General features: G+C 60.8%; 27 protein-coding genes and 1 tRNA gene. 19 read left to right on the forward strand and 9 right to left on the reverse strand.

The window, feature by feature from the left end; translation table 11 throughout:
- Positions 1-12: 12 nt before the first annotated feature.
- The 7 genes from FJ974_RS26475 to FJ974_RS26505 form a co-directional block, all read right to left on the reverse strand.
- The gene (locus FJ974_RS26475; RefSeq protein WP_181177104.1) at positions 13-669 is read right to left on the reverse strand and encodes a methyltransferase family protein; all 657 of its coding nucleotides are present in this window, start codon (positions 667-669) and stop codon (positions 13-15) included.
- Complete coding sequence (locus FJ974_RS26480; protein WP_140533072.1) at positions 662-1,459, reverse strand: sterol desaturase family protein; 798 nt, start codon at positions 1,457-1,459, stop codon at positions 662-664. Before FJ974_RS26480 ends, FJ974_RS26475 begins: the two co-directional genes overlap by 8 nt.
- Positions 1,460-1,541: 82 nt before the next feature.
- Positions 1,542-2,063: a prepilin peptidase gene (locus tag FJ974_RS26485; RefSeq protein WP_140533071.1), complete on the reverse strand. Its 522-nt coding sequence runs from the start codon at positions 2,061-2,063 to the stop codon at positions 1,542-1,544.
- A 12-nt stretch (positions 2,064-2,075) separates the two neighbouring features.
- Positions 2,076-2,615, reverse strand: coding sequence for a tetratricopeptide repeat protein (locus tag FJ974_RS26490; protein WP_140533070.1), 540 nt, complete (start codon positions 2,613-2,615; stop codon positions 2,076-2,078).
- A 55-nt stretch (positions 2,616-2,670) separates the two neighbouring features.
- Entirely contained in the window at positions 2,671-3,627 is a 957-nt protein-coding gene (locus FJ974_RS26495; RefSeq protein ID WP_181177103.1) for a type II secretion system F family protein, read from the reverse strand.
- Positions 3,628-3,640: 13 nt separating this feature from the next.
- Positions 3,641-4,612, reverse strand: a complete 972-nt coding sequence (locus tag FJ974_RS26500) for a type II secretion system F family protein (protein ID WP_140533069.1) — start codon at positions 4,610-4,612, stop codon at positions 3,641-3,643.
- Positions 4,612-5,997 (reverse strand): CpaF family protein, encoded by a 1,386-nt coding sequence (locus FJ974_RS26505; protein WP_140533068.1) that lies wholly within the window; start codon positions 5,995-5,997, stop codon positions 4,612-4,614. Before FJ974_RS26505 ends, FJ974_RS26500 begins: the two co-directional genes overlap by 1 nt.
- Before the next feature lie 500 nt (positions 5,998-6,497).
- Here FJ974_RS26505 and FJ974_RS26510 point away from each other — a divergent pair, with 500 nt between their 5' ends.
- From FJ974_RS26510 to FJ974_RS26560, 11 genes are all read left to right on the forward strand, one after another.
- Entirely contained in the window at positions 6,498-6,671 is a 174-nt protein-coding gene (locus FJ974_RS26510; protein WP_140533067.1) for a Flp family type IVb pilin, read from the forward strand.
- Positions 6,672-6,832: 161 nt separating this feature from the next.
- Positions 6,833-7,006: a Flp family type IVb pilin gene (locus tag FJ974_RS26515; protein WP_140533066.1), complete on the forward strand. Its 174-nt coding sequence runs from the start codon at positions 6,833-6,835 to the stop codon at positions 7,004-7,006.
- Positions 7,007-7,085: 79 nt separating this feature from the next.
- A complete protein-coding gene (cpaB, locus tag FJ974_RS26520) occupies positions 7,086-8,105 on the forward strand; it encodes a Flp pilus assembly protein CpaB (protein ID WP_140533065.1) in 1,020 nt (339 codons plus the stop codon).
- A 50-nt stretch (positions 8,106-8,155) separates the two neighbouring features.
- Entirely contained in the window at positions 8,156-9,598 is a 1,443-nt protein-coding gene (locus FJ974_RS26525; RefSeq protein ID WP_140533064.1) for a type II and III secretion system protein family protein, read from the forward strand.
- A complete protein-coding gene (locus tag FJ974_RS26530) occupies positions 9,585-9,905 on the forward strand; it encodes a hypothetical protein (protein WP_140533063.1) in 321 nt (106 codons plus the stop codon). The genes FJ974_RS26525 and FJ974_RS26530 overlap by 14 nt, the downstream gene beginning before the upstream one ends.
- Positions 9,906-9,977: 72 nt before the next feature.
- A complete protein-coding gene (locus tag FJ974_RS26535) occupies positions 9,978-11,471 on the forward strand; it encodes a pilus assembly protein TadG-related protein (protein ID WP_140533062.1) in 1,494 nt (497 codons plus the stop codon).
- Positions 11,472-11,476: 5 nt separating this feature from the next.
- Positions 11,477-11,995 carry a TadE/TadG family type IV pilus assembly protein gene (locus FJ974_RS26540; RefSeq protein ID WP_226891408.1) on the forward strand — a complete coding sequence of 173 codons (519 nt, stop codon included), beginning with the start codon at positions 11,477-11,479 and terminating at the stop codon, positions 11,993-11,995.
- A gap of 2 nt (positions 11,996-11,997) precedes the next feature.
- The gene (locus FJ974_RS26545; RefSeq protein WP_140533060.1) at positions 11,998-12,636 is read left to right on the forward strand and encodes a TadE/TadG family type IV pilus assembly protein; all 639 of its coding nucleotides are present in this window, start codon (positions 11,998-12,000) and stop codon (positions 12,634-12,636) included.
- Positions 12,633-13,796, forward strand: coding sequence for an AAA family ATPase (locus FJ974_RS26550; RefSeq protein ID WP_140533059.1), 1,164 nt, complete (start codon positions 12,633-12,635; stop codon positions 13,794-13,796). Before FJ974_RS26545 ends, FJ974_RS26550 begins: the two co-directional genes overlap by 4 nt.
- Complete coding sequence (locus FJ974_RS26555; protein ID WP_140533058.1) at positions 13,783-14,358, forward strand: L,D-transpeptidase; 576 nt, start codon at positions 13,783-13,785, stop codon at positions 14,356-14,358. The genes FJ974_RS26550 and FJ974_RS26555 overlap by 14 nt, the downstream gene beginning before the upstream one ends.
- On the forward strand, positions 14,355-14,915 hold the full coding sequence (locus FJ974_RS26560; RefSeq protein WP_140533057.1) for a hypothetical protein: 561 nt from the start codon (positions 14,355-14,357) through the stop codon (positions 14,913-14,915). Before FJ974_RS26555 ends, FJ974_RS26560 begins: the two co-directional genes overlap by 4 nt.
- Before the next feature lie 39 nt (positions 14,916-14,954).
- On the opposite strand, the gene FJ974_RS26565 is transcribed toward FJ974_RS26560, so the two are convergent.
- Positions 14,955-15,509 carry a hypothetical protein gene (locus tag FJ974_RS26565; protein ID WP_140533056.1) on the reverse strand — a complete coding sequence of 185 codons (555 nt, stop codon included), beginning with the start codon at positions 15,507-15,509 and terminating at the stop codon, positions 14,955-14,957.
- A 150-nt stretch (positions 15,510-15,659) separates the two neighbouring features.
- Between FJ974_RS26565 and FJ974_RS26570 the strand changes: the two genes are divergently transcribed.
- On the forward strand, positions 15,660-16,403 hold the full coding sequence (locus FJ974_RS26570; protein ID WP_226891409.1) for a thermonuclease family protein: 744 nt from the start codon (positions 15,660-15,662) through the stop codon (positions 16,401-16,403).
- 225 nt (positions 16,404-16,628) lie between these two features.
- Positions 16,629-17,375, forward strand: coding sequence for a GGDEF domain-containing protein (locus FJ974_RS26575; protein WP_226891410.1), 747 nt, complete (start codon positions 16,629-16,631; stop codon positions 17,373-17,375).
- Between the two features lie 135 nt (positions 17,376-17,510).
- Here FJ974_RS26575 and FJ974_RS26580 read toward each other — a convergent pair.
- Positions 17,511-17,585, reverse strand: a tRNA-Thr gene (locus FJ974_RS26580).
- A 221-nt stretch (positions 17,586-17,806) separates the two neighbouring features.
- Here FJ974_RS26580 and FJ974_RS26585 point away from each other — a divergent pair.
- The 6 genes from FJ974_RS26585 to FJ974_RS26610 all read left to right on the forward strand — a co-directional run bounded on the left by FJ974_RS26585 (position 17,807) and on the right by FJ974_RS26610 (position 22,462).
- Entirely contained in the window at positions 17,807-17,983 is a 177-nt protein-coding gene (locus FJ974_RS26585) for a hypothetical protein (protein ID WP_181177102.1), read from the forward strand.
- A 143-nt stretch (positions 17,984-18,126) separates the two neighbouring features.
- Positions 18,127-19,419, forward strand: coding sequence for a UDP-N-acetylglucosamine 1-carboxyvinyltransferase (gene murA / locus FJ974_RS26590; protein ID WP_140533054.1), 1,293 nt, complete (start codon positions 18,127-18,129; stop codon positions 19,417-19,419).
- Positions 19,420-19,663: 244 nt separating this feature from the next.
- Positions 19,664-20,095, forward strand: coding sequence for a DUF2948 family protein (locus FJ974_RS26595; RefSeq protein ID WP_140533053.1), 432 nt, complete (start codon positions 19,664-19,666; stop codon positions 20,093-20,095).
- A 12-nt stretch (positions 20,096-20,107) separates the two neighbouring features.
- Positions 20,108-21,400 (forward strand): histidinol dehydrogenase, encoded by a 1,293-nt coding sequence (gene hisD, locus FJ974_RS26600; RefSeq protein ID WP_140533052.1) that lies wholly within the window; start codon positions 20,108-20,110, stop codon positions 21,398-21,400.
- A 2-nt stretch (positions 21,401-21,402) separates the two neighbouring features.
- On the forward strand, positions 21,403-21,888 hold the full coding sequence (locus FJ974_RS26605; RefSeq protein WP_140533051.1) for a UPF0262 family protein: 486 nt from the start codon (positions 21,403-21,405) through the stop codon (positions 21,886-21,888).
- A gap of 163 nt (positions 21,889-22,051) precedes the next feature.
- Entirely contained in the window at positions 22,052-22,462 is a 411-nt protein-coding gene (locus tag FJ974_RS26610; protein WP_140533095.1) for a low molecular weight phosphatase family protein, read from the forward strand.
- Positions 22,463-22,495 lie beyond the last annotated feature (33 nt).

The raw sequence follows: 22,495 nt of genomic DNA on the forward strand, positions 1-22,495 counted from the left end.
TTATCGTCGTGGTTACCGCCACCAAGATAGGGAGGATATTGATGGGATCAGCATTGGCGTCATTTGCCCGTAGGCGCTGTATTCCGGGAACGCCGTTCGCAAGACTTTCTCCTCATTGACCATCCGCCGATATTGGAAAGCGAGAACAATCGCGGCGACTGCCACGGTCGCCCATATCGGATTGCGCAAGACAATGCCGAGCAGGAGGATCGCTTCGCAGGCATAAAGTGGGTGCCTCACAAACTGATAAGGGCCGGCCGTGACGAGACGTCTGGCCTGCGCTGTGATGCTGAATGATCTGCCGAGCCACCACAGGCACCAAATGCAAAGCGTGAAACCAATGATGGTGATGAGGTCGGCGACCAGTTCTAGCTGCGGAAGAGTCTGAACACGAGGGATAGCGATCAAAGTCACGGTCGCAAAGCATCCGATCAGGGCCGAAATGCGAGGCTCGATCCCTTGCGCCGTCTTTACTGGTGGAAGGCGCGCCACCGTCGTCCCGACAATGAGCACAAGGAAGCCTAGAGCCGCGAAGTCCGCGGCGACGCTGATCCCCCGCGCCCAACTCCAGTTTGGGTCTCGCAATGCCACGATCATGGTCCCGGCCTTCAAGGTCGCGCAGACCGTGAAGTAAAGCGCCATCACTGCGCGCCCGATGAAATCACGCATCGCGGGTCGCGGGAGCTTCATTGATTTTACTCTTCGGGAGTAATGGGTAAGCAAGTTGCTCGACGTAGGTTGGTGGGATGGGATCATCAACGCCATAGCGCTCTGGGACAGTATCGCCGGGCAGGTGCATGGTTCCAAAGAGCACATCGATGAACGCAAGCTGACCTGCGAAATTCTTGTCGTATGCCGCGCGCTCGTGAGCGTGATGCCAATGATGGAACTGGGGTGAGGCGACCAGCCACCGAAACGGACCGATGTTCAGCTTGATGTTGGCATGCAGCAACAAGCCGTGAGCGTGAAAAATGATCGCGAAGAGGGCGATCGCAGAGCTGCTGAACCCCAGCAAATACAACGGCACGAATGACGCACCTTTAGTGAGAGCCAAGTCAACGGGATGGATCCGGTGCGCAGCTAACCAATCGAGTTCTTCGATGCTGTGATGGATTGCATGAAAGCGCCACAAAAACGGAACGGCGTGAAAGGCACGATGCGCACCGTAGAAACCAAAGTCAGCGATGACGATGATCTCTGTCAGTTGCAGCCAAACTGGCTGAGACGATACGGCGTGGCCGACATAGTCCGGCACCAGTTCCCCCACGGTGCTCGTTGCCAGCGCAACAATCGCGATCAGGCCAACGGTTGTCGGGACACTGTTGAAGAGAGCGTAAATCAGGTCGTTGAAGAACGCCTTCCTGAATATCTTTTGACCCGGTCGCAGAGCGAACAGGTGTTCGATCGGAATGAAGATCAGAGCTGCTATCAAAAGCGCTTTGTAATTGAAAAGAGTCATATGGCGCCCCGCCAGCAACACGCAATCCAACCACCTTGCCGGTTTTAGCGCAAGCTAATGGTTTCCGAAGGGTTAATCGGGGCTAGAATGATTTAATGAGAGCGTCGAGGCCGTATACGACCTGAAACGCGATCGTGCAGATCGCAGCGGCCGAAATTGGCACGCCAAAGGGCACCACACCCTTGCGGTCTAAATGCTGGACATAAAAGCGAAATGCGCCCGCCGGCAGCAGGAATGGATTTTTTACGACCATCACCATTGCGAGGGCAAAACCCAAAAGCAGCATAGAAAACAGGGCCAGCCCGCTGCCACCCATAAGGAAGGGCGACGTCGCCATCAGCTTAACGTCGCCGGCCCCGACCTTGCGCAGCACCCAAAACGGGAACAATCCGACAAATAGCACGAGCGCAGCGATTGTACTCAGCCCCATATCCCACCATGATCCTGCTTCGACCGACACCAATTGCAGCGACCCAAGGCCGAGGCACAATAACAGCAGCACATTCTGGTTGGATATCTTCTGAGTGGTAAAGTCGAGCCAGGCTATCCTTGCAAGCAGAGGTATGGTCAGCGCCTTCAGCAGCAGCGATGCGGCAAACAGCATGCCCCCGGCTCTCTATCGCTCGACGTTTTCTACGCTAGACGAGAGCAGCTTCAGATTGTTGGCAACCGTCGGATCGTTGGGCGCCAGTTCGTAGGCTTTGAGGAAATTGCTGCGCGCCTCCTGTAGCTTGCCGCGCAACAAATAGGAATAGCCGACATTGTTGTAGTATTCCGGCGTCGCGCCGAGCAGCTTATAAGCCCGTCCGTAGGCGAGATCGGCCAAGTCGAAGCGCCTGATGCGATCGCAGGACGCAGCAAGGCCCAGCCAGGCGACGCCATCATTGGGCGCCAGCCGCGTAGCCTTGTAGAACAGTGCGCCGGCATTGCCGTAATTTTCGGAACGGAACTGGGTCTTGGCCTCGGTGACTGCCTGATCCGATGCGTAGTAGTCGACATCGCTGACTGTCTTCAGCCCGTCGAAGGTGTCGCCAAAGGCGGTGTAATCGCCTTTGGCCGGTTCGTTAGTGCGCACAACTCCGCCCGTGGTAGCCGTCTGGCAGCCGGCAATCGCCATTATCAATAGACCGGCCGCGGCCGCATTTTGCCATCTCATTCAGATTCCCCCGAGGGCTCCCCGACACCACATTAGGACCAAAGCATATGCATACCTAGAAGAAAATGCCCTTCATGCGGATGACCACGGGCAGCATGACGATCATCATTACAACGGGGAAAATGCAGAGCCCCAAAGGGATCATCATTTTAACCGGCAATGCATTAGCCTGCTCCTCGGCGCGCATAATTCTTTGGTTCCGCATTTCGTCGCTGTAGACACGCAGAGCGTCCGTCAGGCTGGTGCCGAGTTCCTCGGATTGCCGGAACAGAACCGCCAGTGCCCGCGCCTCTTCAAGCCCGATGCGATCTGCGAGTTCGCGCAACGCCTCGCGAAGCGGTTTGCCTGCGCGCAATTGCAAGGTCATGATCGAAAGCTGAATGCCAAGCCATTTGTGGGTGCCGGCAAGTTCGTTGCTGACGCGCTCGACCGCCGCCTCGAGACTCATGCCTGCATCGGCGCAAGTGATGATCATATCCATGAAATCGGGAAAGCCTCGACGATAGATCTGCTTTTGCCCATTCTCGAACCGGTCGAGCGCGATGCTTGGGATGACGATGCATGCCAACCCGAGCAAGGCCGCCCCCCCAAACGCGACAAGGCTGGGTAATCGCGGCGGCAAAATCTGGGAGAAAATTGCGTAGGTCACCGCGAAGCCAACGCAGACCGCACCGAGTCGAGATAGAGTATAGATGAGCGGCGCGCTCGCCTGATAGAAGCCCGCTCGAAAGAGCTTTGCCTCAAGGGCATTCGGCTCGTCACGTTCCTTTTCGATTGACCGAAAATAAGCATCGACGGGCCGCTGCGCCGAGATCCTGGCCAGTTGCTCCTGGCCTACAAGCGAGCGGCGGCTATGAATACCCTCCGCCATTAGGCTTTGCGCAACCAGTTTTCGCGTCTGCAAGGCCGGTGTGAAGACAAGCGCACCCAACAGAAAAAGCGCCACGGCTGCCAGGAAAACGGCAACAGAGACCAGAACGCTTAGATCCTGAGTATTGGAAAACAGATTCATGGCTCGCCCCCTGTCAAATGTCGAAATTGACCATGCGATACATGATGAAGTCACCCAGCAGCGCCCATGCCCCAAAGATTGTAAACACAGGCACGATCAAAGGACTGCCCCACACGTCGCCGTAAAAGCTCGGTGCCAAGATCATGAGGATGACAAGCATGATGATCGGAAACAGGGAAATGATCCACGCGGATACCCGCCCCTCCGCCGAGAGCGCCCTGATCTTCAACCTGAGTTTCTGCCTATCGCGCAGCACTGATGATAGGTTCGACAGAATTTCAGTAAGGTTGCCGCCAGTCTTGGCCTGGATCGATAGTGAAACCGATAGCAATTGTAGTCCCTCGAAGCCGACGCGTTGGGTGAGTTTGCGCACTGCATTTTCAAGGCTGAGCCCGAAGGTTATTTCGTCGGAAACGATCCCAAATTCGGTGCCAAGAGGGTCGGGCATTTCACGGGCGACCAAGGCTATCGCGACTGTCGTTGGATGTCCCGCCCGAAGGGAACGTACAATCATATCCAAGGCATCTGGCAGTTGCTTGGCGAATCTCTGGATTCTCCTGGCCCGCGCCCGTTGGAGGACCAGAAGCGGCAAGACAAAGGCTACGAATAGAAAGATGGCGAACGAAGGTATGGCAGAGAAATGCAATAGAAACGAGAACACGAGAGCCAGGGCCATACCGGCAATAATGAATATTGCGATAAATGACGCCGGATTTCCAGTAATGCCAGATTGGGTGTACAATCTGTTTAGTGCGATCAAACTGAAAAGAAAGTCTCCTGAGCTGGAAAGCCCGCGCTCGCGCAGCAATCCCTGTAGAGTCTGTTCAGCCGGAGCATCATCAACTAGTCGGGTCAAACGACGATTGATCGTCTTAACCCGTGAGCGGCGTTTGGAATAGGTAACGTATAGAGCTTCGGCAGCGAGGATAACCGACGCCGCGGCGAGGACATAAATCAAATAAAGTAGTGTCTGGCCGGTCGGCATCAGAGCGAAACCTGTGGATTGAACGCATCCTTGCTGAAGTGATGTCCCAGCGTGGCTGCCTCCGGGGCAAAACGCGGCCGTATGCCGGTGGCCCGGAATTCTCCGATTATCTGGCCATCAGCCGTGACATCGCGGCGGACGAAATGATAGAGTTCCTGAAGCTGGACGACATTACCTTCCATGCCGGTCAATTCCGAAATGGAGACGACCCGCCTTCCGCCATCGGAAAGACGCTGCGTTTGCACGATGATGTCGATGGCCGAGGCGATCTGCGAGCGAATGGAGTCGTTCGTCATCGGCATGCCCGCCATGCCGACCATCTGCTCCAGACGCGAAATGGCATCGCGTGGCGTGTTGGCATGGATGGTGGTCATTGAGCCTTCGTGGCCGGTGTTCATGGCCTGCAGCATGTCGAAGGCCTCTTCGCCGCGAACCTCGCCAACGATGATTCGATCGGGCCGCATGCGCAGGGCGTTCTTCAGCAGTTCGCGCTGGCGCACCTCGCCCTTGCCCTCGACGTTGGGAGGACGGGTCTCCAGCCGCCCGACGTGCGGCTGCTGCAATTGCAGTTCCGCAGCGTCTTCGATCGTAACCAGGCGCTCCTTGCTGGGAATGTAGCTCGACAATGCGTTGAGAAGCGTGGTCTTGCCGCTGCCCGTGCCACCGGAGACCAGGATCGACTTGCGTGTCTGCACCGCGATCCGCAGCAGTTCGACCATCGGAGGGCGGATCGAATTGAACGTAACCAGCCGTTCAAGCGAATAAGGGTGCTTGGAGAATTTGCGGATCGATACCAATGGGCCGTCCACCGAGATCGGCCGCACCGCTATGTTGACGCGCGAGCCGTCGTCAAGACGCGCATCGACCATCGGCGCCGATTCATCGACACGTCGACCAATGTTCGAGACGATTTTGTTGATGATGCGGAGGAGATGGGCCTCGTCGCGAAAACGGATCGAGGTTTCCTCGAGCACACCCCGCCGTTCGATGAATACGTGGTTGTGGGTGTTGATGAGGATATCAGCGATCGAATCGTCCTTGAGCAGCGGTTCGATCGGCCCAAGTCCGAGCATCTCGTCGGCGGTGTCGCTGGTCAGCTGATCGAGCTCGCGTGCGTTCAGCGGCACATTCCGGCCACGCACGAATTCGCGCACGATCGGCCGAATCTCATCCAGGATCTCTTCCTTGGACGCAGTTTCGAGGGCTGCGAGATTGAACCGGTCGATGAGATGGCGATGCAATTCGACCTTGAGCGTCAGGAAATCGTCGCCGTGCGGTTCAGCGTCCGAGACCGGCGCGGCAGCGATCCCATTCGATGCCGCAGCCACAGGTGCCGGCTGCACTGCCCGCTGCTCATTCGGTCCTTTGATGAAGCGCCCCAGCATGCCGCATAAGCCCCCGCGATTTCCCCAGGGATCGAAAACTAAGCGTTAACCACGAAGGGCACAAGCGGCCTGCAAGCCATAAGGGATGTATACTTGCAACATAGTTAAAAAATAGAGGCCCGGAAAAATCGTTTTATTTATCCTGCTCCACATTCACAGACCAAGGTCCTACGACCTTCGTCGCTCCGTAGACCGACCAATGTCGCTAAGCCGTTAGATATATTGAGTTATGTAGCAATCCTAATATGGCAAGTGCGCGGCATGGCTACGGCGAAATTGTGAACGAATGGTTAAGACCACTTGAAAAATGAAGCGAATCAATCTGTTGTCGGAAATGGAAAAGCTTTCGCCCGAGTATTGAACGGTTAAGGGATTGTTAATCCGTTTGACACTGCTTTTTCGTGCGACCTAGGATTGATTTCGACGGGGGATGCTTGGGTATGGGGTACATTCCTTGGCTCTGTCTCGTCGGGTTCGAACCTCCAAAGGGAGAAATTGGCATGAAGAAGCTCATGACGATGGCCCGGCAGTTCCGCGACGAAGAAAACGGCGCTGCTATGGTCGAATATACGATCTTGCTCGGCATGATTACCGTGGCGGTGATCGCCACGATCATACTTGTCGGCAACTGGGTCGTCGGTCGGTGGACCACGCTGCAGGCGGCGCTGCCGTGACATCTTAATGGCTATGATCGGGGCCGGGAATGTCCGGCGCCGATCATATTAGTCACGCACGCGTGCTTGGCGATCGAATTAAGGTGACGGGGGATGCTTGGGTATGGATTTCATCCTCGGCTCGTCTCGTCGGGTTCAAACCTCCAAAGGGAGAAATTGGCATGAAGAAGCTCATGACGATGACCCGGCAGTTCCGCGACGACGAAAACGGCGCTGCTATGGTCGAATATACGATCTTGCTCGGCATGATCACCGTGGCGGTGATCGCTACGATCATTCTTGTCGGCAACTGGGTCGTCGGTCAGTGGACCACGCTCCAGGCTGCGCTGCCGTAACAGCGTAACAACTTACAGTCGACGCCGGGCTTTCCCCCGGAGTCGACTGGCCGAGATGCCGGGCTGGCGGGGGGAAAAAATGCGTGCAAACACTGTTATTATGATTGTCTTGGCCGGCGTGTTCGGCGTGCTTGCGGTCGTACTCGCCAATATCTGGCTGGCTGGCCAGCGCAGTGCTTTGGCGCGGACCGAAGACGTTCCGCGCGAAACGGTCGTGGTCGCTGCAGTGCCCTTGAAGTTTGGCGACACGCTATCGGCAGATAAGCTGCGCGAAGTCGCCTGGCCCTCTGGCGCGGTCCCGACCGGCGCCTTCAATACAACTAAGAAGCTTCTTGAGGGCGATGGGGCCAAGCAGGCGCTCCAGGCAATCGGAGTGAACGAACCGGTCCTCGCCACAAAAATTACCGGCCCCGGTCAGCGCGCCACCCTGTCGGCGGTGCTCGCCGAAGGCATGAAAGCCGTTTCCATCCGCGTCAATGATGTTCTAGGTGTCGCCGGCTTCGTGTTTCCAGGCGATCGGGTCGACGTGCTGCTAACACGCACGGTGCGCAGCGAAGAAGGCGCTGACAAGAGTTTCGTCGACGTGCTTTTGCAGAGTGTCAAAGTGCTTGCGGTCGACCAAGTGGCCGACGAAAGCAAGGACAGTCCCACCGTGGTGAAAGCAGTGACAGTCGAGGTCAGCACAAAGGACGCGCAGAAGCTGACGCTTGCCGCCGGAGCCGGCCAGTTGTCGCTTGCGCTGCGCCAGGCGGCAGCCAGCAAGTCTGAAACGACCGAGCGCGTTACGCTTACGGATCTCACGGGAGACACACCCGATGATGTCGCCAAGCGGCAGGCGGCGCTCGAAAAGCAGGCCGCCGCGGATGCAGCGGCTGCGGAAGAGCGCAGGCGAGCCGACGCCAGAATCGATGGACTGGCCAAGGCGGTCGACCAGTTGAGCAAGATGAAGTCAGTTCCAGCTGTGGCCTCCGCGCCACAAGTGCAGGAAGTCGTCAAGGAAGTGGTCAAATACGTGCAGCCCGAGCCGCCGGCTCGGGCGACAATAGGGGTGTTTCGAGGCGTCAAGCTCGAAACCTACGATGTGCCGCGACAAGACTAACGAGGCACAATAAGGTGAGGCTGTCGTCGGCAGCAATTGGGGAGACGGGGATGCAGGGGTTTTGGGTGAAGATAGCGGCGGCCGCGCTATCCGTGGTGGCGTTGTCGGCGACCTCCGGCCATCCCGCCATGGCGGCTGACCGCTTCATCGACGTTTCGAACCCGGCCCTCCACCGTGTCTTCGTGCCAGTTTCGCAATCCGTCACGATCCAGGTTAATTCCACGCTTGGCGACATCGTCGTCGGCGACGAGAAGATCGCCGACGCGCAACCGATGACCGACAAGACGCTCTATGTCATCGGCAAGAGCGTCGGCACCACCACAGTCAATTTGTTCTCGGATGACAAACGCTCGCTGGGCGCTATCCAGATCGAGGTTGGCCAGGATGTTAGCGACATGGCGGCCGCGATCCGCCAGGTGGCGCCAAAAGCGCGCATCGAGATCGGCTCCATCAACGGCAAGATCAGGCTTTCCGGCCATGTCAAGGACGCCGCGACGCTGGCCCAGATCGTCGAGGTGACGCAGCAATATGGCCCCGATGCCATCATCAATGCCGTCACAGTCGACGATAGCCAGCAGGTCAATCTGGAGGTTCGCATCCTGGAGGCCAAGCGCAATGCCGGGCGGGATCTCGGCGTATCATTCCGAGGCCGCAACGGGAGCGGCACAACCCGGCTGGGAACCGGCATTGGTACAGTGGATAAAGACGGGGCGGAACTCGGAGCGGGAGACCTCGTCACTGGTCTGCTGTCGAACACCAATCCGTTCGCAGCCTTGATCACCCGTGTCATCGACAGCAACATAAAGGTCGACCTGATCATCGAGGCGCTCGAGGCCAAAGGTGTGGTGCGCTTGCTGGCAGAACCCAATCTCACAACTCTTTCCGGGGAAACAGCAAGCTTCAATGCCGGCGGCGAGGTGCCTATTCGCCAAGTCGTCAACGACTCGGTGAGCATTGTGTTCAAACAGTTCGGCGTCAACCTGAACTTCACGCCGGTCGTGCTTGACGACGACAAAATCCATATCAAGCTGGCCCCTGAAGTGAGCGACCTGACCGGCTTCACTACCGCCGGCGATCCGATCTTCACCAATCGCAAGCTGGAGACGGTGGTCGAATTGCGCGACGGCCAGAGCTTCGCGGTTGGTGGTCTGCTCTCCAGCAAGAGCACCAGGCTGCAAAACCAGGTGCCTTGGCTCGGCCAGGTGCCGATCGTCGGCGCGCTTTTCAAAAATTCGAGCACCCAGAAAGAAGAGACCGAACTGGTCGTCATTGTCACACCTCATCTCGTGCGGCCGGTGAAACCCGGCGAGCAACTGGCGACACCGTTCGACAAGACAAAGCCCGCCAACGATCCGGAGCTTTTCCTGCTCGGCCAGCTCGAAGTCAGCAAGGACATGATCAGGAAATACGAGCACGGCGAAGGCGTCACCGGCCCTTACGGGCACATGCTGGATGTGAAATCGAAGGACAAGCTGATCTATGTCAAAAAGTAAGCTCCTCCTCGTTCTTCTCAGCTCGAGCCTGCTCGCGGGCTGCGCGGCCGACTATCTGAACAACTACGACACGATGACGTTGGCATCTGGCGACTCGCAGAAAGCCAACTCGATGCTGCAGACAGTCGATCCTTACAATCCGGCCTCGAACAACACGAGGATCGAAGGTGACGGCGAACGCGCTGTTGGCGTCATTCAGAAATACAAAGTTCCGCCACCGCCGCCGCCAACGACGAACATGACAGTCAATGTCGGACCATCGGGTGCCAATAACGGTCTATCGGCTCCGACTAACGCAGCGAACTGAACGGAAGGATGCGGTTTCAGGGCGTCAGGCGAAACGAGGGATCCTTGCGTCGGAGTAGCAAAGGGCAGGGCCATGTTGCGAATAATTCGCGCGTTCTGGCGTGACCAGAGGGGAATAGCGCTGATACTGGTCAGCGTGACACTGCCGGCGATCATCGGCTTTTCGCTCTTGGCGATCGACATGAGCCGGGTCAACAATCTACACAATGATCTACAGAAGGCGGCTGATGCGTTTGCTCTTGCGGGAGCAGCAGAGCTTGACGGAAGCACCGGTGCCTGGGCGCGTGCCGAGCGAGCCATGGCGACGCTGGTCAGCAATGAGGGACGTTTCTCGACGGCTGCGCCGAACGGAAGGTTTACCCTGACTTCTGGACAACCTGGCGGCGCCCTGCGATGCAACAGCGCTGGGAACATCTCCTGGTGTTTCCTGAAGACGATCCCCAACGATGATGTGGCGATCACTACCGCCAACTACGCCAACGCCGACCCTGCGGTTGGCGAGTTGGAGACACGATTTGTCCAAGTAACGGTCACACCGACCGGCTTTGCCGCCATCTTCCCCGTTTCGTTCCTGTCCAACACAGCGACCGGTTCATTCAATGTGGGTGCTGTTGCTGTAGCCGGCTTCAGGTCAAGCGTCTGCGACTACACTCCCGTCTTCATGTGCAACCCTTACGAGGACACGAGTCTCACCGGCGGCGTAACGCTGGAAATGGCGGCCAATCAGCAGCAGTATCGCCGTAGACAGATACTTTTGCGCGACAATGGCTTCTATCAGCCGGGCAATTTTGCGTTTCTTGCCTCGCCTGAGGGCAACGGCGCCCAAGCGCTGGAAGCATCGCTGGCCCGCGTCAAGCCGGTCGGCTGTTACGCCCAAGATGGCGTCGACACGGAGCCTGGGCAAAGTACTGGACCGGTGCAGGACGGACTGAATGCCCGCTTTGGCATCAGCAAAAGCTATATCGGATCGGCCAATGGACCGGCGGCAAACGTGCGGATGGGACTGAAAAGCATCAACTGCAACAACGGACAAACCAACTTTGAAACCGACCCCACTAAGGGTGTCGGGCTCGAGCGGGATTCCTGTCTCATCGCAGGCAACTGCACGCTAATGGGCGGACGCATGGGCACAGGTGATTGGAATGCCAGCCGTTACTGGGCCGCCAATCATCCGACACGTGGCGCCCTGCCCTCCTCACTTGTAGGCGCGACACGCTACGAAATGTACCGTTACGAACTCGATCCCGACGGGAATCCTGCCACCAACGACAGCATCGCCGGGGATGCTGCAGTGAGTGGGGAGACCGGCAATCCATCCTGCAACCAGACACCGGTCACGACCGTGGACCGGCGTATACTTTACGGCGCGATCATCGACTGCCAAGCGATAGGCGGCTTCAACGGTCGTGCGAACAATATTCCGGTGCGCGCCTTCGGCAGCTTCTTCATCACCGAGCCGATCAAGGACAGCAAGGACATCTATGTCGAGTTGGTCGACATCACCGGCAAGGGCGGCCGCGGGACACTCGACAATTTTCTGCGCGACGAAGCGCAGCTTTATCGGTGATGCCAATGTTCAAGATGCTGACCCGTCACCTCGCTCGATTCAGATGCGACCAGCGCGGGGCAGTGCTTATCGAGATGACGCTGATCACGCCGCTGATGCTGTTCCTGTCGGCGGGCGTGTTCGAATTCGGCAATCTCATCCACGACAAGCTGCTGATGGAGGCAGGGCTTACAGACGGCGCCCGCTTTGCGGCCCGCTGCAACAGCCAGATGTACACCGATGCCGGCTTGGCGATAAACTGCACAAGCACTGCTGCTAATATTGCCGTTTTCGGCAATGCGGCAGGGTCGGGAACTCCGCGCCTCGGGGGATGGCAGACGTCGAATGTAACGGTGTCCACTAACTTCGCCTGCTATGACGCCGTAGTCGCCGGCGTCACCCGGTACCGGTCCACCACCGCGCAGGTCTGCACCGTCAGGGCGGCGGGTACCTACGCCTACACGGGTGTCGGCATGCTTGCCTTGGTCGGCGTTGGCCCGATTACCCTGAGCGGGTACCACGACGAAAGGTTGATCCGGTTCTGATCATGATCAGGCGTTTCGCAAAATCAGAAGATGGTGCGGCGATGGTCGAAATGACTATCGTATCGACGCTGCTGTTTGCCCTTGTGCTGGGCTTCGTCGATTTCGGTAACGCTTTCTACCAGTGGAATGCTGCAACCAAAGCCGTGCAGATCGGCGCGCGCCTGGCCTCGATCTCCGATCCCGTGGCGACAAACCTCACCACCGCTGGTCCCACGACGACGCCAGGCGCACCCGTTGTCGCCGGCGCCTATGGTCCGTTCGTCTGCAGCTATACTGGCACCACTGGTTCCTGCACCAACAGCGGCGTATTCAACGCTACCAATTTCAGTCGCATCTTTCGCGGCGACACGGCCGTCACCAATGACGACGCCTGCCCGGCTCTCACAGGCACCCAAAGGCCCGGCATGTGCCATTTCTTCCCTGGCCTTCGCCGGGACAATGTGGTCGTGACCTATACAGCGACTGGCCTTGGCTTCCAGACTAGGCTGGGCGGCCCCGTTCCGACGATCACCGTCAGCCTTCAGAACCGGACCTTCCAGTTCTTCTTCCTCCAGGGACTGATGGGGTTCGCCAACATCAACATGCCCTCCATGCTCAGCACCGTCACGGGCGAAGATCTGAAAACGAGTGCGCCATCATGAACGCCATCGACACCAGAGTCCTTCCCACCAAGCGAAAGCAGGTCGCGCTGTTTTCGTCCGATCCGAATTTCACACGCGAGGTGACGACGCGGCTCGACGCGCTGGCGATCTATGACGTCAGGGTTTCGGAGGCGGCGGACTTTCTCAAAGGGCCGCCTGCGGACACCCGCGCGGGTATCATCATCCTCGACCTCGGCAATGGCGAGTTGCTCGGCCAGCCCGGCGTCGTCGAGGCGCGTTCCAAATGGGCGCAGGTGCCGCTGATCGCGATTTCCGGCGAGCTGACTTCCGAGCAGACGCGCGTGCTGGTGCGCATGAACGCGTCCGACTGGCTGCACAAGCCGCTCGACGCCAAGGAATTGCTCAACGCCGTCACCTTCCACGACACCGGCAGCCAGGGCACCAAGAGCCGGATCGTCACTTTCATTGCCGCCAGCGGCGGCGCCGGCGCCACCACGCTGGCGATCTCGGCGGCGGAGCACCTGGCCGCCAAGTCGGCCGAGCGGGCGGCCTCGACCTGCCTGGTCGACCTCGACTTCCAGAGCGCCAATTGCGGCGCCTATCTGAACCAGTTCAACCAGTTCGACCTCACCGGCATCATCGGCCAGCCGGAGCGGCTCGACGTCGAGCTGATGGACGTCATCAAGCTGTCGCGGCCGTCGGGCCTGACGCTCTATTCCTTCGAGCGGCCGGAACTGCCGTTCGATCCCCACGGCGCCGATTTCGTCTTCCGGCTGCTCGATCTCGTCGCCTACCGTTTCGACGACATCGTCATCGACCTGCCCAACATCGAGACGCCGTGGCACGATTCGGTGCTGCGCACGAGCGACGAGATCTTCATCGTCTTCGAGCTCAACGTCGCCTCGCTGCGGCAAGGCAAGCGGCTCTACAAGAAAATCCGCGAATTGCGCGGCAACAAGGTCAGCATCACGCTGGTGGCCAACAAACACAAGCGCAAATGGTTCGGCAATCATTTCTCGCGCAGCGAGCTGGAGAAGATCTTCAAGGCGCCGCATATCAAGTCGCTGGCGCTGGACAACGCGCTTTTGACCGACGCGCTGAACCGCGCCATCCTGCCTTCGGAAGTCGACGGGCGGGCGCGCTTCAACAAGGATCTGAAGCGCATGCTCAAGGAGCGGCTGGACAATGCCCAGCGCTAGGCGTCTCATCGCCAGCTGGCTTGCCGGCGCCTGCCTGGCCGGCATAGCGCTGGCGTCGGCCTGCGATCTTGCGGCGGCCGGATCGGGGCTGCCGCCGCTTCCCGCCATGGGTCCCAGCCTGCGCAAGGCGGTCGCCTTCCAGACCGGCGAGCAACCGGGCACGATCGTCATCCGCAGACAAGAGAGGGCGCTCTATCTGGTGACCGGCCAGGGCCAGGCGCTGCGCTACCAGATCAGCGTCGGCCGCGACGGCTTCGGCTGGACCGGGACGGTCAAGATCGCTGCCAAGACCGAATGGCCGCAATGGCACCCGCCGAAAGAGATGCGCTCGCGCCAGCCGGAACTGCCCGATATGGTACCGGCCGGGCCCTACAATCCGCTCGGCGCACGCGCGCTTTATTTGTCGCGCGACGGGCGCGACACGCTCTATCGCATCCATGGCACCAACGATCCAAAAGGTGTCGGCTTCGACGGCACGTCCGGGTGCTTTCGCCTGACGAATACCGATGTGATCGATCTCTTCAAACGCGTCGCGGTGGGCGCAAAGGTGGTGGTGGAATGACGACGATCAGCGAACCGGATATTCCGGCGATCGAGGTTGGCGAGCAGGAGAAAGCTCCGGGCAAGCCGAGCCGGGCGAAAACCATCGCCGCCATCGCGGCGGGCGCGGCACTCATAACCGCGATCAACGTCACCGCCGCCGTCTATCTCTATCGCGGCGTCGCCGAGCTCAGGTCGATGGAGGCGCGGCTGGGGCAGCTCGGCCAGTTCGAGCAGCGGATCAGCGCCCGCATCGATACGGTCAACAACGGCTTCCAGAGCCGCTTCGAAACGCTGGACAGGCAGCTGCAGGCGAGCTTCGGCCGGATCAACGGCAATCTTGCCCGGATGGAGCAGACCCAGCCCGCCGCCGACGCAGACGTGCCCGCCGCGCCGGAGCCGCCGGCGCTGACCGGCGCGGTGACGGAAGCGCCTACCGTCGCTGAAAATACTGTCGAGCCGGGCGACACACCGCGTCCGTTCAAGCGTAAGGCGGCGGCCCCGCCGCCCGGCCCCAACCCGTCCTACCAGCGTATCGAGCAGTCGGACGGCAAGGTCTACTACAAGAAAATCAACTGACCGGCAGGCCAGGCCGTCTTCGACAAGGATGTGGTGCGATCAAAGATCGCGCTGCAGCGCCAGGATGCGGACGGTGCGGGCTTCCGCGCGCTGCCGGGCTTCGCGCAGGAAGGCGACGTGGCAATAGGCACAGGCCGCGAGGCCAAGGCACAGCACCAGGCTGTTCTTCAAGCTGAAATCGACCATCAGCGAGAACTGAAGGCCGCGCGGCGTGGTGAAATTCGCAATCGTGCTCGCCGTTTCGGCATGGCTGCCGGCCGCGATCATCAACCCTGCGAAAAGGACCGCGGCATGATTGGCGAGGAAAAAGCCCCCGGACCATTTTGACCGGCTCGCCATCCAGCAGAGAAGCGACGCGATGACGATCATTGCCGCATCGAGGGCCATCGATCCGCCAAGCCCCCCAAGATAGCCAAGATAGAAGTGCGCCTGCTGCCAGAACATCGTCGAGAAGGGCCGCAGCTCGAGCCAGGCCTGCCACATTGCGGGGCTTGCCGGATAGAAGCCGAGCAGCAGCGTCGCGGTTCGCTCCGCCGCCAGCAGAAGCAGCATCAACGCCGGAAAGGCAAAGAGCAGTATCGGCTTGCGCGTCATGTCGTTCCCCTCGACGATTCTGCGCGGAGTTTAGGCCGTATTGGTTGCGCGAGACTTAACGCAACACCTTGCTTTTCAAGCGGTGTCACCGGTGCCTAATATATGATCAGGGCACCCGGGCAGTGCCCGTTTTGACAAGGCTTCGAAGGGGTGTCGAAAAGGTCGATCAACGATCGCAACCAGCTCGGTTCGGGCAGGCGCGTGGCCGAGATGAAACCGGTCATTCGCCCCCGGCTTGCCCCAGCGCTCGGCAGTGCCGGGCTGGTCGCCGGAATGCTGCTGATCGCCGGGTCCAGGACCTGGCTGCCGCTCGAAGCGCCTTCCGCTCCCCACGACGCCGTCAGCGTGCAGCCGGCTCCTCCCATTCGTGATAGGTCGCCAGGCCAGCCGGCACGGAAGGTCGCCGAGGACCTCATCGCGCCGCCGCCGCTCGACGCTTCCGGGATCGAGCGCATCGAACCTCGACCGCCGCTTGGCGAGCTTGGCCTGGCAGTGCCGCCGAAGACACCGATGCCGCGGCGCGAGACGCTGCTTTATCGGCCGGTCGCCAGCTCCTCGACTGTATTCGAATCCATGGGCCGCACGGTCGCCGTCAGCGGGACCATCGATATCGATCCCGACAAGATCTGCTCGCTCAGTGGCACCGCCTGGCCCTGCGGCCAGCGCGCCCGCGCCGCCTTCAATGCCTGGCTGCGCGGCCGCGCGCTGAAATGCCTGCTGCCTCCCGAAGTCGACCGCTTCGCCATCGCCGCGCCGTGCAAGCTCGGCAAGCAGGATGTCGGCGCCTGGCTCGTATCCAACGGCTGGGCCCTGGCGTCGCCTTTGGGCATCTACGGCAAGGCCGAAGCCGTCGCCAGGGGCGCCGAGATGGGTGTCTTCGGTCCACCGCAATAGCGGAAGACCCGCGACCGATTCAGCCCTGGAATTGCGTGAAAGCAGAATGGTTGCAGCGGCTCGGCGATAGTAAAAAATGGTGGACTGCTCCGGCGGCGGCGCAGTCGCCCGATCCAGCGCTTCCCATGGAGAAGATGCCGACTTTGCATCAAATTGTACGCTTGCCTGAAACCGAAATCCTAACGGACCTCCTGTAAGCCAATGCGCCAAACAGGAGATTGGGCCGTGGCCACAAAAACGCAGAGCACACCGGTTCATGCATGGAAGCATGTCGTCTGGCTGGCGCTGCTCGGCACCGCCGCCTGTGTCGGCCTCTCGCTCGGGCTAAATTACCTGCTGCTGCTCAGCGACGGGCTGACGCCGTTCGGCCGCAGTGTCGTCACGGCCGTGCTGCTGCCCATCGTCATCGGTCTGCCGCTGTTTGTCCTGCTCGGCTGGAAGCAGGTCGAGACCCGCCGTTACCGGCAGGAGCTCACCAGGTCAGGCACCTACGACCAGCTGACCGGCACTCTCAACGGGGCGGTGTTCACCTCGATGGTCGACAGGAGGGCAGCGCGGCCGGCCGGCCCGCGTTCCGGCGCCTTCCTGGTCATCCACCCGGAGCACCTGTCGTCGATAAACCGGCGCTTCGGCCTCGGCTGGGGCGACGAAGCCTTGCGGCTCGTCGCCTCGGCCATCAAATCCTCGGTGCGCAAGGAGGACCTGATCGGCCGCATCGGAAACGCGATGTTCGGCGTCTTCCTGCCCGGCGCGAGCAAACAGGACGCCAGCGACATCGGCGAGCGCATTCGGGCACAGGTGGGGCAAATCTATTTCGCGCCGAAGGGCGACAAGGACGTGCTCGCCATTCGCGTCGGCGGCGTCGTCTTCGAGCATGAGCTTGCCTTCGAGGACATGTTCCGGTCGGCCGAGGAATGGCTGTTGGAAGCGCAGGGCGAAGACGGCGTGAAGCTGTCGCATTTCAACAACTGAGCAGGCCCGGCCAGCGTCCTCGATAGTTGGCATAGCAGCCAAATTCAGCCCACCCTTGTCTCGGCTTTCCGCCGGGGGCGTAAATGCTGGCGCACTCGTCCGTCTCGGTGCTAATGGGGCTTGTCGTGAAATAACTGGTGCTGCGAGAGAGGATTGAACTCTCGACCTCTCCCTTACCAAGGGAGTGCTCTACCACTGAGCTACCGCAGCTGCGATGGCGGCGCTTCTGCCATAACGAACCGGCAAGCGCAAGGCCAAGAAAACCTTAAAACAACGCCATCTCGTTGTCCCAAAACCGCTGCCGGCCTTTGGGCGACATGTTGAATGCCCCGGTTGTGAAAGCCGCTTCCAAGCGGCATCCATGACATGGCCGCGCCACAATGTTAACTATGCCGGAACAAGAGCCGGCTATCAGCCGGCGGAGACCGACGATGAACGGCAAGTCAAATCCGCCAGGGAAAAGCGGCGGCGAGCGCAAGGACCGGCTCGCCGAAGCGTTGCGCGCCAACCTGCAGAAACGCAAGGCGCAGGCGCGGTCCCGGCGCGCCGGAGATCCCGATCAGCGGCCAGAGGGACTTCCGACTGCTGGAAAAATGCAAAAAAAGTAACTCAAATCAGCCACACTGGCCGAGCACACTTCGTCCACAGGGTGGGGAAATCCTATTTCTTGAACCGCATCGGCCAATAGTCTAGAGCCGGACATACTCAACCGATTGAAACCGGCCCGTCCGGGCCGAGGGGACGTTCTCTCATGGATCGCATCAGAATTGTCGGCGGCAACGAGCTGGCCGGACGCATTCCGATCTCGGGCGCAAAAAACGCGGCCTTGCCGCTGATGATCGCCTCGCTGCTCACCGACGATACGCTCACGCTGGAAAACGTGCCGCATCTGGCCGATGTCGAGCAATTGATCCGCATCCTCGGCAATCACGGCGTCGACTATTCGGTCAACGGCCGCCGCGAAAAGCAGCATGAAGGCTATTCGCGCACCATCACTTTCTCCGCCCGCAACATCGTCGACACCACCGCGCCCTATGAGCTGGTGTCGAAGATGCGGGCCTCGTTCTGGGTCATCGGCCCGCTGCTGGCGCGCATGGGCGAAGCCAGGGTGTCGCTGCCGGGCGGCTGCGCCATCGGCACGCGGCCGGTCGACCTGTTCCTCGAGGGCCTGCAGGTGCTGGGCGCCGACCTCGACGTCGACAATGGCTATGTCGTCGCCAGGACCAAAAACGGCCGCCTGGTCGGCAACCGCTACGTGTTCCCGAAAGTGTCGGTCGGCGCCACCCATGTGCTGATGATGGCTGCTTCGCTGGCCAAGGGCGAGACGGTGCTTGAAAACGCCGCCCGCGAGCCCGAAGTCGTCAATCTCGCCGAATGCCTGATCGCCATGGGCGCCAGGATCCATGGCGCTGGCACCGCCACCATCATCATACAGGGCGTCGAGGCGCTGTCCGGCGCCCGTATCCGCGTCATTCCCGACCGCATCGAGACCGGCACCTATGCGATGGCGGTGGCGATGACCGGCGGCGACGTCATGCTCGAAGGGGCGCGTCCGGACCTTCTGCAGACCGCGCTCGACGTGCTTGTCGAGACCGGCGCCGAGATCACGCCGACCAATGAAGGCATCCGCGTCAAGCGCAACGGCGCCGGCATTGCACCGGTCGACGTGACGACCGCGCCGTTCCCGGCCTTCCCGACCGACCTGCAGGCGCAGTTCATGGGCCTGATGACGATGGCCAAGGGCAAGTCGCGCATCACCGAGACGATCTTCGAGAACCGCTTCATGCATGTGCAGGAGCTCGCCCGGCTCGGCGCCCATATCACGCTCTCCGGCCAGACGGCGATCGTCGACGGAGTCGCCAAGCTGAAGGGCGCGCCGGTGATGGCGACCGATCTGCGCGCCTCGGTGTCGCTGGTCATCGCCGGCCTTGCCGCCGAAGGCGAAACCACGGTCAACCGGGTCTATCATCTCGACCGCGGCTTCGAGCGGCTGGAGGAGAAGCTTTCGGGCTGCGGCGCGGTGATCGAGCGGATTTCTGGCTGATCAGTCGCCGGGTAAGCGCTGCGGATACCCCTCCGACCAAAGTCCGCGCTGCCTTGCCATCTCTTCCGCGTTGAGGGTTGGCGAAGCGAAGCAGCATCCGATCTTGCCCGCAAAGGGGGAGATCAGCAGCTCCGCCGGCGGCGCCCTTCAGTGATTGCCGCGGGCAGGATCGGTGTCGCGGTTGCACCGACCGAAAAGACCGCATAACAGAGGCTGAAACATCAAGCTTAGGTGCGTATTCCGCATGGCTCTCAAGCTCATCGCGCTCGACGACCAGGATCTGAGCATCGTCTCGGCGCATGTCCAGGATGCCGTGATGAAGGTCTCCGACCTTGAATTCCTGCCGGCGGCCAAGCGCTTCGTGCTGACCATGAACCGCTTCGTCTGGGAGGCTAAGTCCGGCTTCTTCCGCCAGCACAATGAGCGGCGGCACAGCATCCTGCATTTCGACCGCGTGCTCGGCGCCAAGACCAACGGTATCCCGCGCGACAAGCCGGCCGAGGTGCTCTCGCTGCTGGCGATCAGCTTCGTCGCCATCAGCAAGCCGGCCGGCATCATCGAGCTGGTCTTCTCGGGCGGCGGAACCATCATGCTCGACGTCGAATGCATCGAGGCGCGGCTTGCCGATATCGGCGGTTCCTGGGAAGCCACCTCGCGCCCTGTTCACAGAGGTTAGAGGCGTATCAAGATGGCCATTACGCTCAACCAGTCCGATGCCGATTTCGAGCAGCGTTTTTCGGCATTCCTCACCACCAAGCGCGAGGTGTCGGCCGACGTCGAGGCGGTGGTGCGCGACATTATTGCCCGCGTCCGCGCCGAGGGCGACAAGGCGCTGATCGATTACACGTTGAAATTCGACAGAGCCGACCTCGGCAAGCTCGGCATCGCCGTCTCGAAGCACGATATCGCCAAGGCCTATGCCGCAGCCGACCCGGCCACGGTCGAGGCGCTCAAATTCGCCCGCGAGCGCATCCGCTCGCACCACGAGCGGCAGAAGCCGAAGGACGACCGCTATATTGATGCCGCCGGCGTCGAGCTCGGCTCGCGCTGGACGGCCATCGAGGCGGTCGGCCTCTATGTGCCGGGCGGCACGGCGAGTTATCCGAGCTCGGTGCTGATGAATGCAGTGCCGGCAAAGGTCGCCGGTGTCGAGCGCATTGTCATCGTGGTGCCGGCGCCCGGCGGCGTTATCAACCCGCTGGTGCTGGTGGCGGCCGACCTTGCCGGCGTCTCCGAGATCTACCGGGTCGGCGGCGCGCAGGCGGTCGCGGCACTCGCCTATGGCACCGAGACGATCCGGCCGGTCGTCAAGATCGTCGGCCCCGGCAATGCCTATGTCGCAGCGGCCAAGCGCCAGGTATTCGGCACCGTCGGCATCGACATGATCGCCGGCCCGTCCGAAGTGCTGGTCGTCGCCGATGCCGACAACGATCCGGACTGGATCGCCGCCGACCTGCTCGCCCAGGCCGAGCATGACGTGTCGGCGCAATCGATCCTGATCACCGACAATGCCGATTTCGGCAAGGCGGTGGAGCAAGCGGTCGAGCGGCAGTTGAAGACGTTGCCTCGCGCGACGACTGCCGCCGCAAGCTGGCGCGATTTCGGCGCGGTGATCCAGGTCGCGTCGATCGAGGCCTCGCTGCCGCTGGTCGACCGCATCGCCGCCGAGCATGTCGAGCTCGCCATCGAAAACGCCGAGGGCTTCCTCGCCAGGATGCGCAATGCCGGCGCCGTGTTTCTCGGCCGGCACACGCCGGAAGTCATCGGCGACTATGTCGGCGGTTCCAACCACGTGCTGCCGACGGCGCGTTCGGCGCGCTTCTCGTCCGGTCTGTCGGTGCTCGACTTCGTCAAGCGCACCTCGATCCTGAAGCTCGGGCCGGAGCAGCTCAAGGCGCTGGCGCCGGCGGCGATCGCGCTCGCCAAGGCGGAGGGGCTCGACGCGCACGGACGCTCAGTGGCGATCCGGTTGAACATGTAGCGATGTCCGGCCACGACCAAAACCGCAACCGGCTGATCGACGTCGAGCTCGACGAAACGATCGGCCGTTCGACCCCTGACGTCGAGCACGAGCGGGCCGTGGCGATCTTCGATCTCATCGAGGAAAACAGTTTTAGGCCGGTCGGCGACGACGGCGCCGGTCCATACCGGCTGAAGCTGTCGCTGGCCGATCAGCGCCTGGTCTTTGCCGTCAGCCGGGAGGATGGCGCCGACGTGGTCACCCACATCCTTTCGCTGACGCCGCTCAGGCGCATCGTCAAGGACTATTATCTCATCTGCGAGAGCTATTACGACGCCATCCGCTCCTCGACGCCAAGCCATATCGAGGCGATCGACATGGGCCGGCGCGGCCTGCACAATGAAGGCTCGCGGACGCTGATGGACCGGCTCTCCGGCAAGATCGACATCGACTTCGACACGGCGCGCCGGCTGTTCACGCTGGTCTGCGTGCTGCACTGGCGAGGCTAGATCAGGATGACGTTTCGTTGAATCGCCGTCCTGATCTGACTCTTTGCTGGAGCATGATCTTTTCCGAAAACCGGTTCCCACTTTTTGCGTTCGCTGACCTTCGGTTCGGGATCATGCTCTAGTGCCGACCGCGCTGCCCCGTTCGGTCCTGTTTTTGTGCGGCATGAACGCCGTACGCTCGCCGATGGCCGAGCTGCTGGCAAGGCGGGTGCTGCCGGCCGCCACCTTCGTCGCCTCGGCCGGTGTACGCAGCGGCGAACGCGACCCCTTCGTCGACGCCGTGCTGGCCGAGGAGGGCCTGTCGCTCGGCGAGCGACAGCCCAGAACCCTGGACGAGCTCGAAGACGACTATTTCGACCTGATCGTCACACTGGCGCCGGAGGCGCACCATGCCGCGCTCGAGCTCACCCGTTCGCTCGCCGTCGAGGTCGAATATTGGCCGATGCCGGACCCGACCGACACCGGCGGCACGCGCGAGCAGATCATGGCCGCCTATCGCGACGTGCGCGAGCGTCTGAAGGCCCGCATAAGCCGACGTTTTTTGCTTCCGGAGGCAAAAAACGCGACGGATTAAGCATGTTCACAAGCGGGCGATTATCATATAGGT

The sequence above is a fragment of the Mesorhizobium sp. B1-1-8 genome (genome assembly GCF_006442795.2).
Lineage (GTDB): Bacteria > Pseudomonadota > Alphaproteobacteria > Rhizobiales > Rhizobiaceae > Mesorhizobium.

Coding starts and splice junctions, on each gene's coding strand:
- FJ974_RS26475 (WP_181177104.1), bottom strand. CDS start 669: ATGCGTGATTTCATCGGGCGCGCAGTGATGGCGCTTTACTTCACGGTC.
- FJ974_RS26480 (WP_140533072.1), bottom strand. CDS start 1,459: ATGACTCTTTTCAATTACAAAGCGCTTTTGATAGCAGCTCTGATCTTC.
- FJ974_RS26485 (WP_140533071.1), bottom strand. CDS start 2,063: ATGCTGTTTGCCGCATCGCTGCTGCTGAAGGCGCTGACCATACCTCTG.
- FJ974_RS26490 (WP_140533070.1), bottom strand. CDS start 2,615: ATGAGATGGCAAAATGCGGCCGCGGCCGGTCTATTGATAATGGCGATT.
- FJ974_RS26495 (WP_181177103.1), bottom strand. CDS start 3,627: ATGAATCTGTTTTCCAATACTCAGGATCTAAGCGTTCTGGTCTCTGTT.
- FJ974_RS26500 (WP_140533069.1), bottom strand. CDS start 4,612: ATGCCGACCGGCCAGACACTACTTTATTTGATTTATGTCCTCGCCGCG.
- FJ974_RS26505 (WP_140533068.1), bottom strand. CDS start 5,997: ATGCTGGGGCGCTTCATCAAAGGACCGAATGAGCAGCGGGCAGTGCAG.
- FJ974_RS26510 (WP_140533067.1), top strand. CDS start 6,498: ATGAAGAAGCTCATGACGATGGCCCGGCAGTTCCGCGACGAAGAAAAC.
- FJ974_RS26515 (WP_140533066.1), top strand. CDS start 6,833: ATGAAGAAGCTCATGACGATGACCCGGCAGTTCCGCGACGACGAAAAC.
- cpaB (WP_140533065.1), top strand. CDS start 7,086: ATGCGTGCAAACACTGTTATTATGATTGTCTTGGCCGGCGTGTTCGGC.
- FJ974_RS26525 (WP_140533064.1), top strand. CDS start 8,156: ATGCAGGGGTTTTGGGTGAAGATAGCGGCGGCCGCGCTATCCGTGGTG.
- FJ974_RS26530 (WP_140533063.1), top strand. CDS start 9,585: ATGTCAAAAAGTAAGCTCCTCCTCGTTCTTCTCAGCTCGAGCCTGCTC.
- FJ974_RS26535 (WP_140533062.1), top strand. CDS start 9,978: ATGTTGCGAATAATTCGCGCGTTCTGGCGTGACCAGAGGGGAATAGCG.
- FJ974_RS26540 (WP_226891408.1), top strand. CDS start 11,477: ATGTTCAAGATGCTGACCCGTCACCTCGCTCGATTCAGATGCGACCAG.
- FJ974_RS26545 (WP_140533060.1), top strand. CDS start 11,998: ATGATCAGGCGTTTCGCAAAATCAGAAGATGGTGCGGCGATGGTCGAA.
- FJ974_RS26550 (WP_140533059.1), top strand. CDS start 12,633: ATGAACGCCATCGACACCAGAGTCCTTCCCACCAAGCGAAAGCAGGTC.
- FJ974_RS26555 (WP_140533058.1), top strand. CDS start 13,783: ATGCCCAGCGCTAGGCGTCTCATCGCCAGCTGGCTTGCCGGCGCCTGC.
- FJ974_RS26560 (WP_140533057.1), top strand. CDS start 14,355: ATGACGACGATCAGCGAACCGGATATTCCGGCGATCGAGGTTGGCGAG.
- FJ974_RS26565 (WP_140533056.1), bottom strand. CDS start 15,509: ATGACGCGCAAGCCGATACTGCTCTTTGCCTTTCCGGCGTTGATGCTG.
- FJ974_RS26585 (WP_181177102.1), top strand. CDS start 17,807: ATGAACGGCAAGTCAAATCCGCCAGGGAAAAGCGGCGGCGAGCGCAAG.
- murA (WP_140533054.1), top strand. CDS start 18,127: ATGGATCGCATCAGAATTGTCGGCGGCAACGAGCTGGCCGGACGCATT.
- FJ974_RS26595 (WP_140533053.1), top strand. CDS start 19,664: ATGGCTCTCAAGCTCATCGCGCTCGACGACCAGGATCTGAGCATCGTC.
- hisD (WP_140533052.1), top strand. CDS start 20,108: ATGGCCATTACGCTCAACCAGTCCGATGCCGATTTCGAGCAGCGTTTT.
- FJ974_RS26605 (WP_140533051.1), top strand. CDS start 21,403: ATGTCCGGCCACGACCAAAACCGCAACCGGCTGATCGACGTCGAGCTC.
- FJ974_RS26610 (WP_140533095.1), top strand. CDS start 22,052: ATGAACGCCGTACGCTCGCCGATGGCCGAGCTGCTGGCAAGGCGGGTG.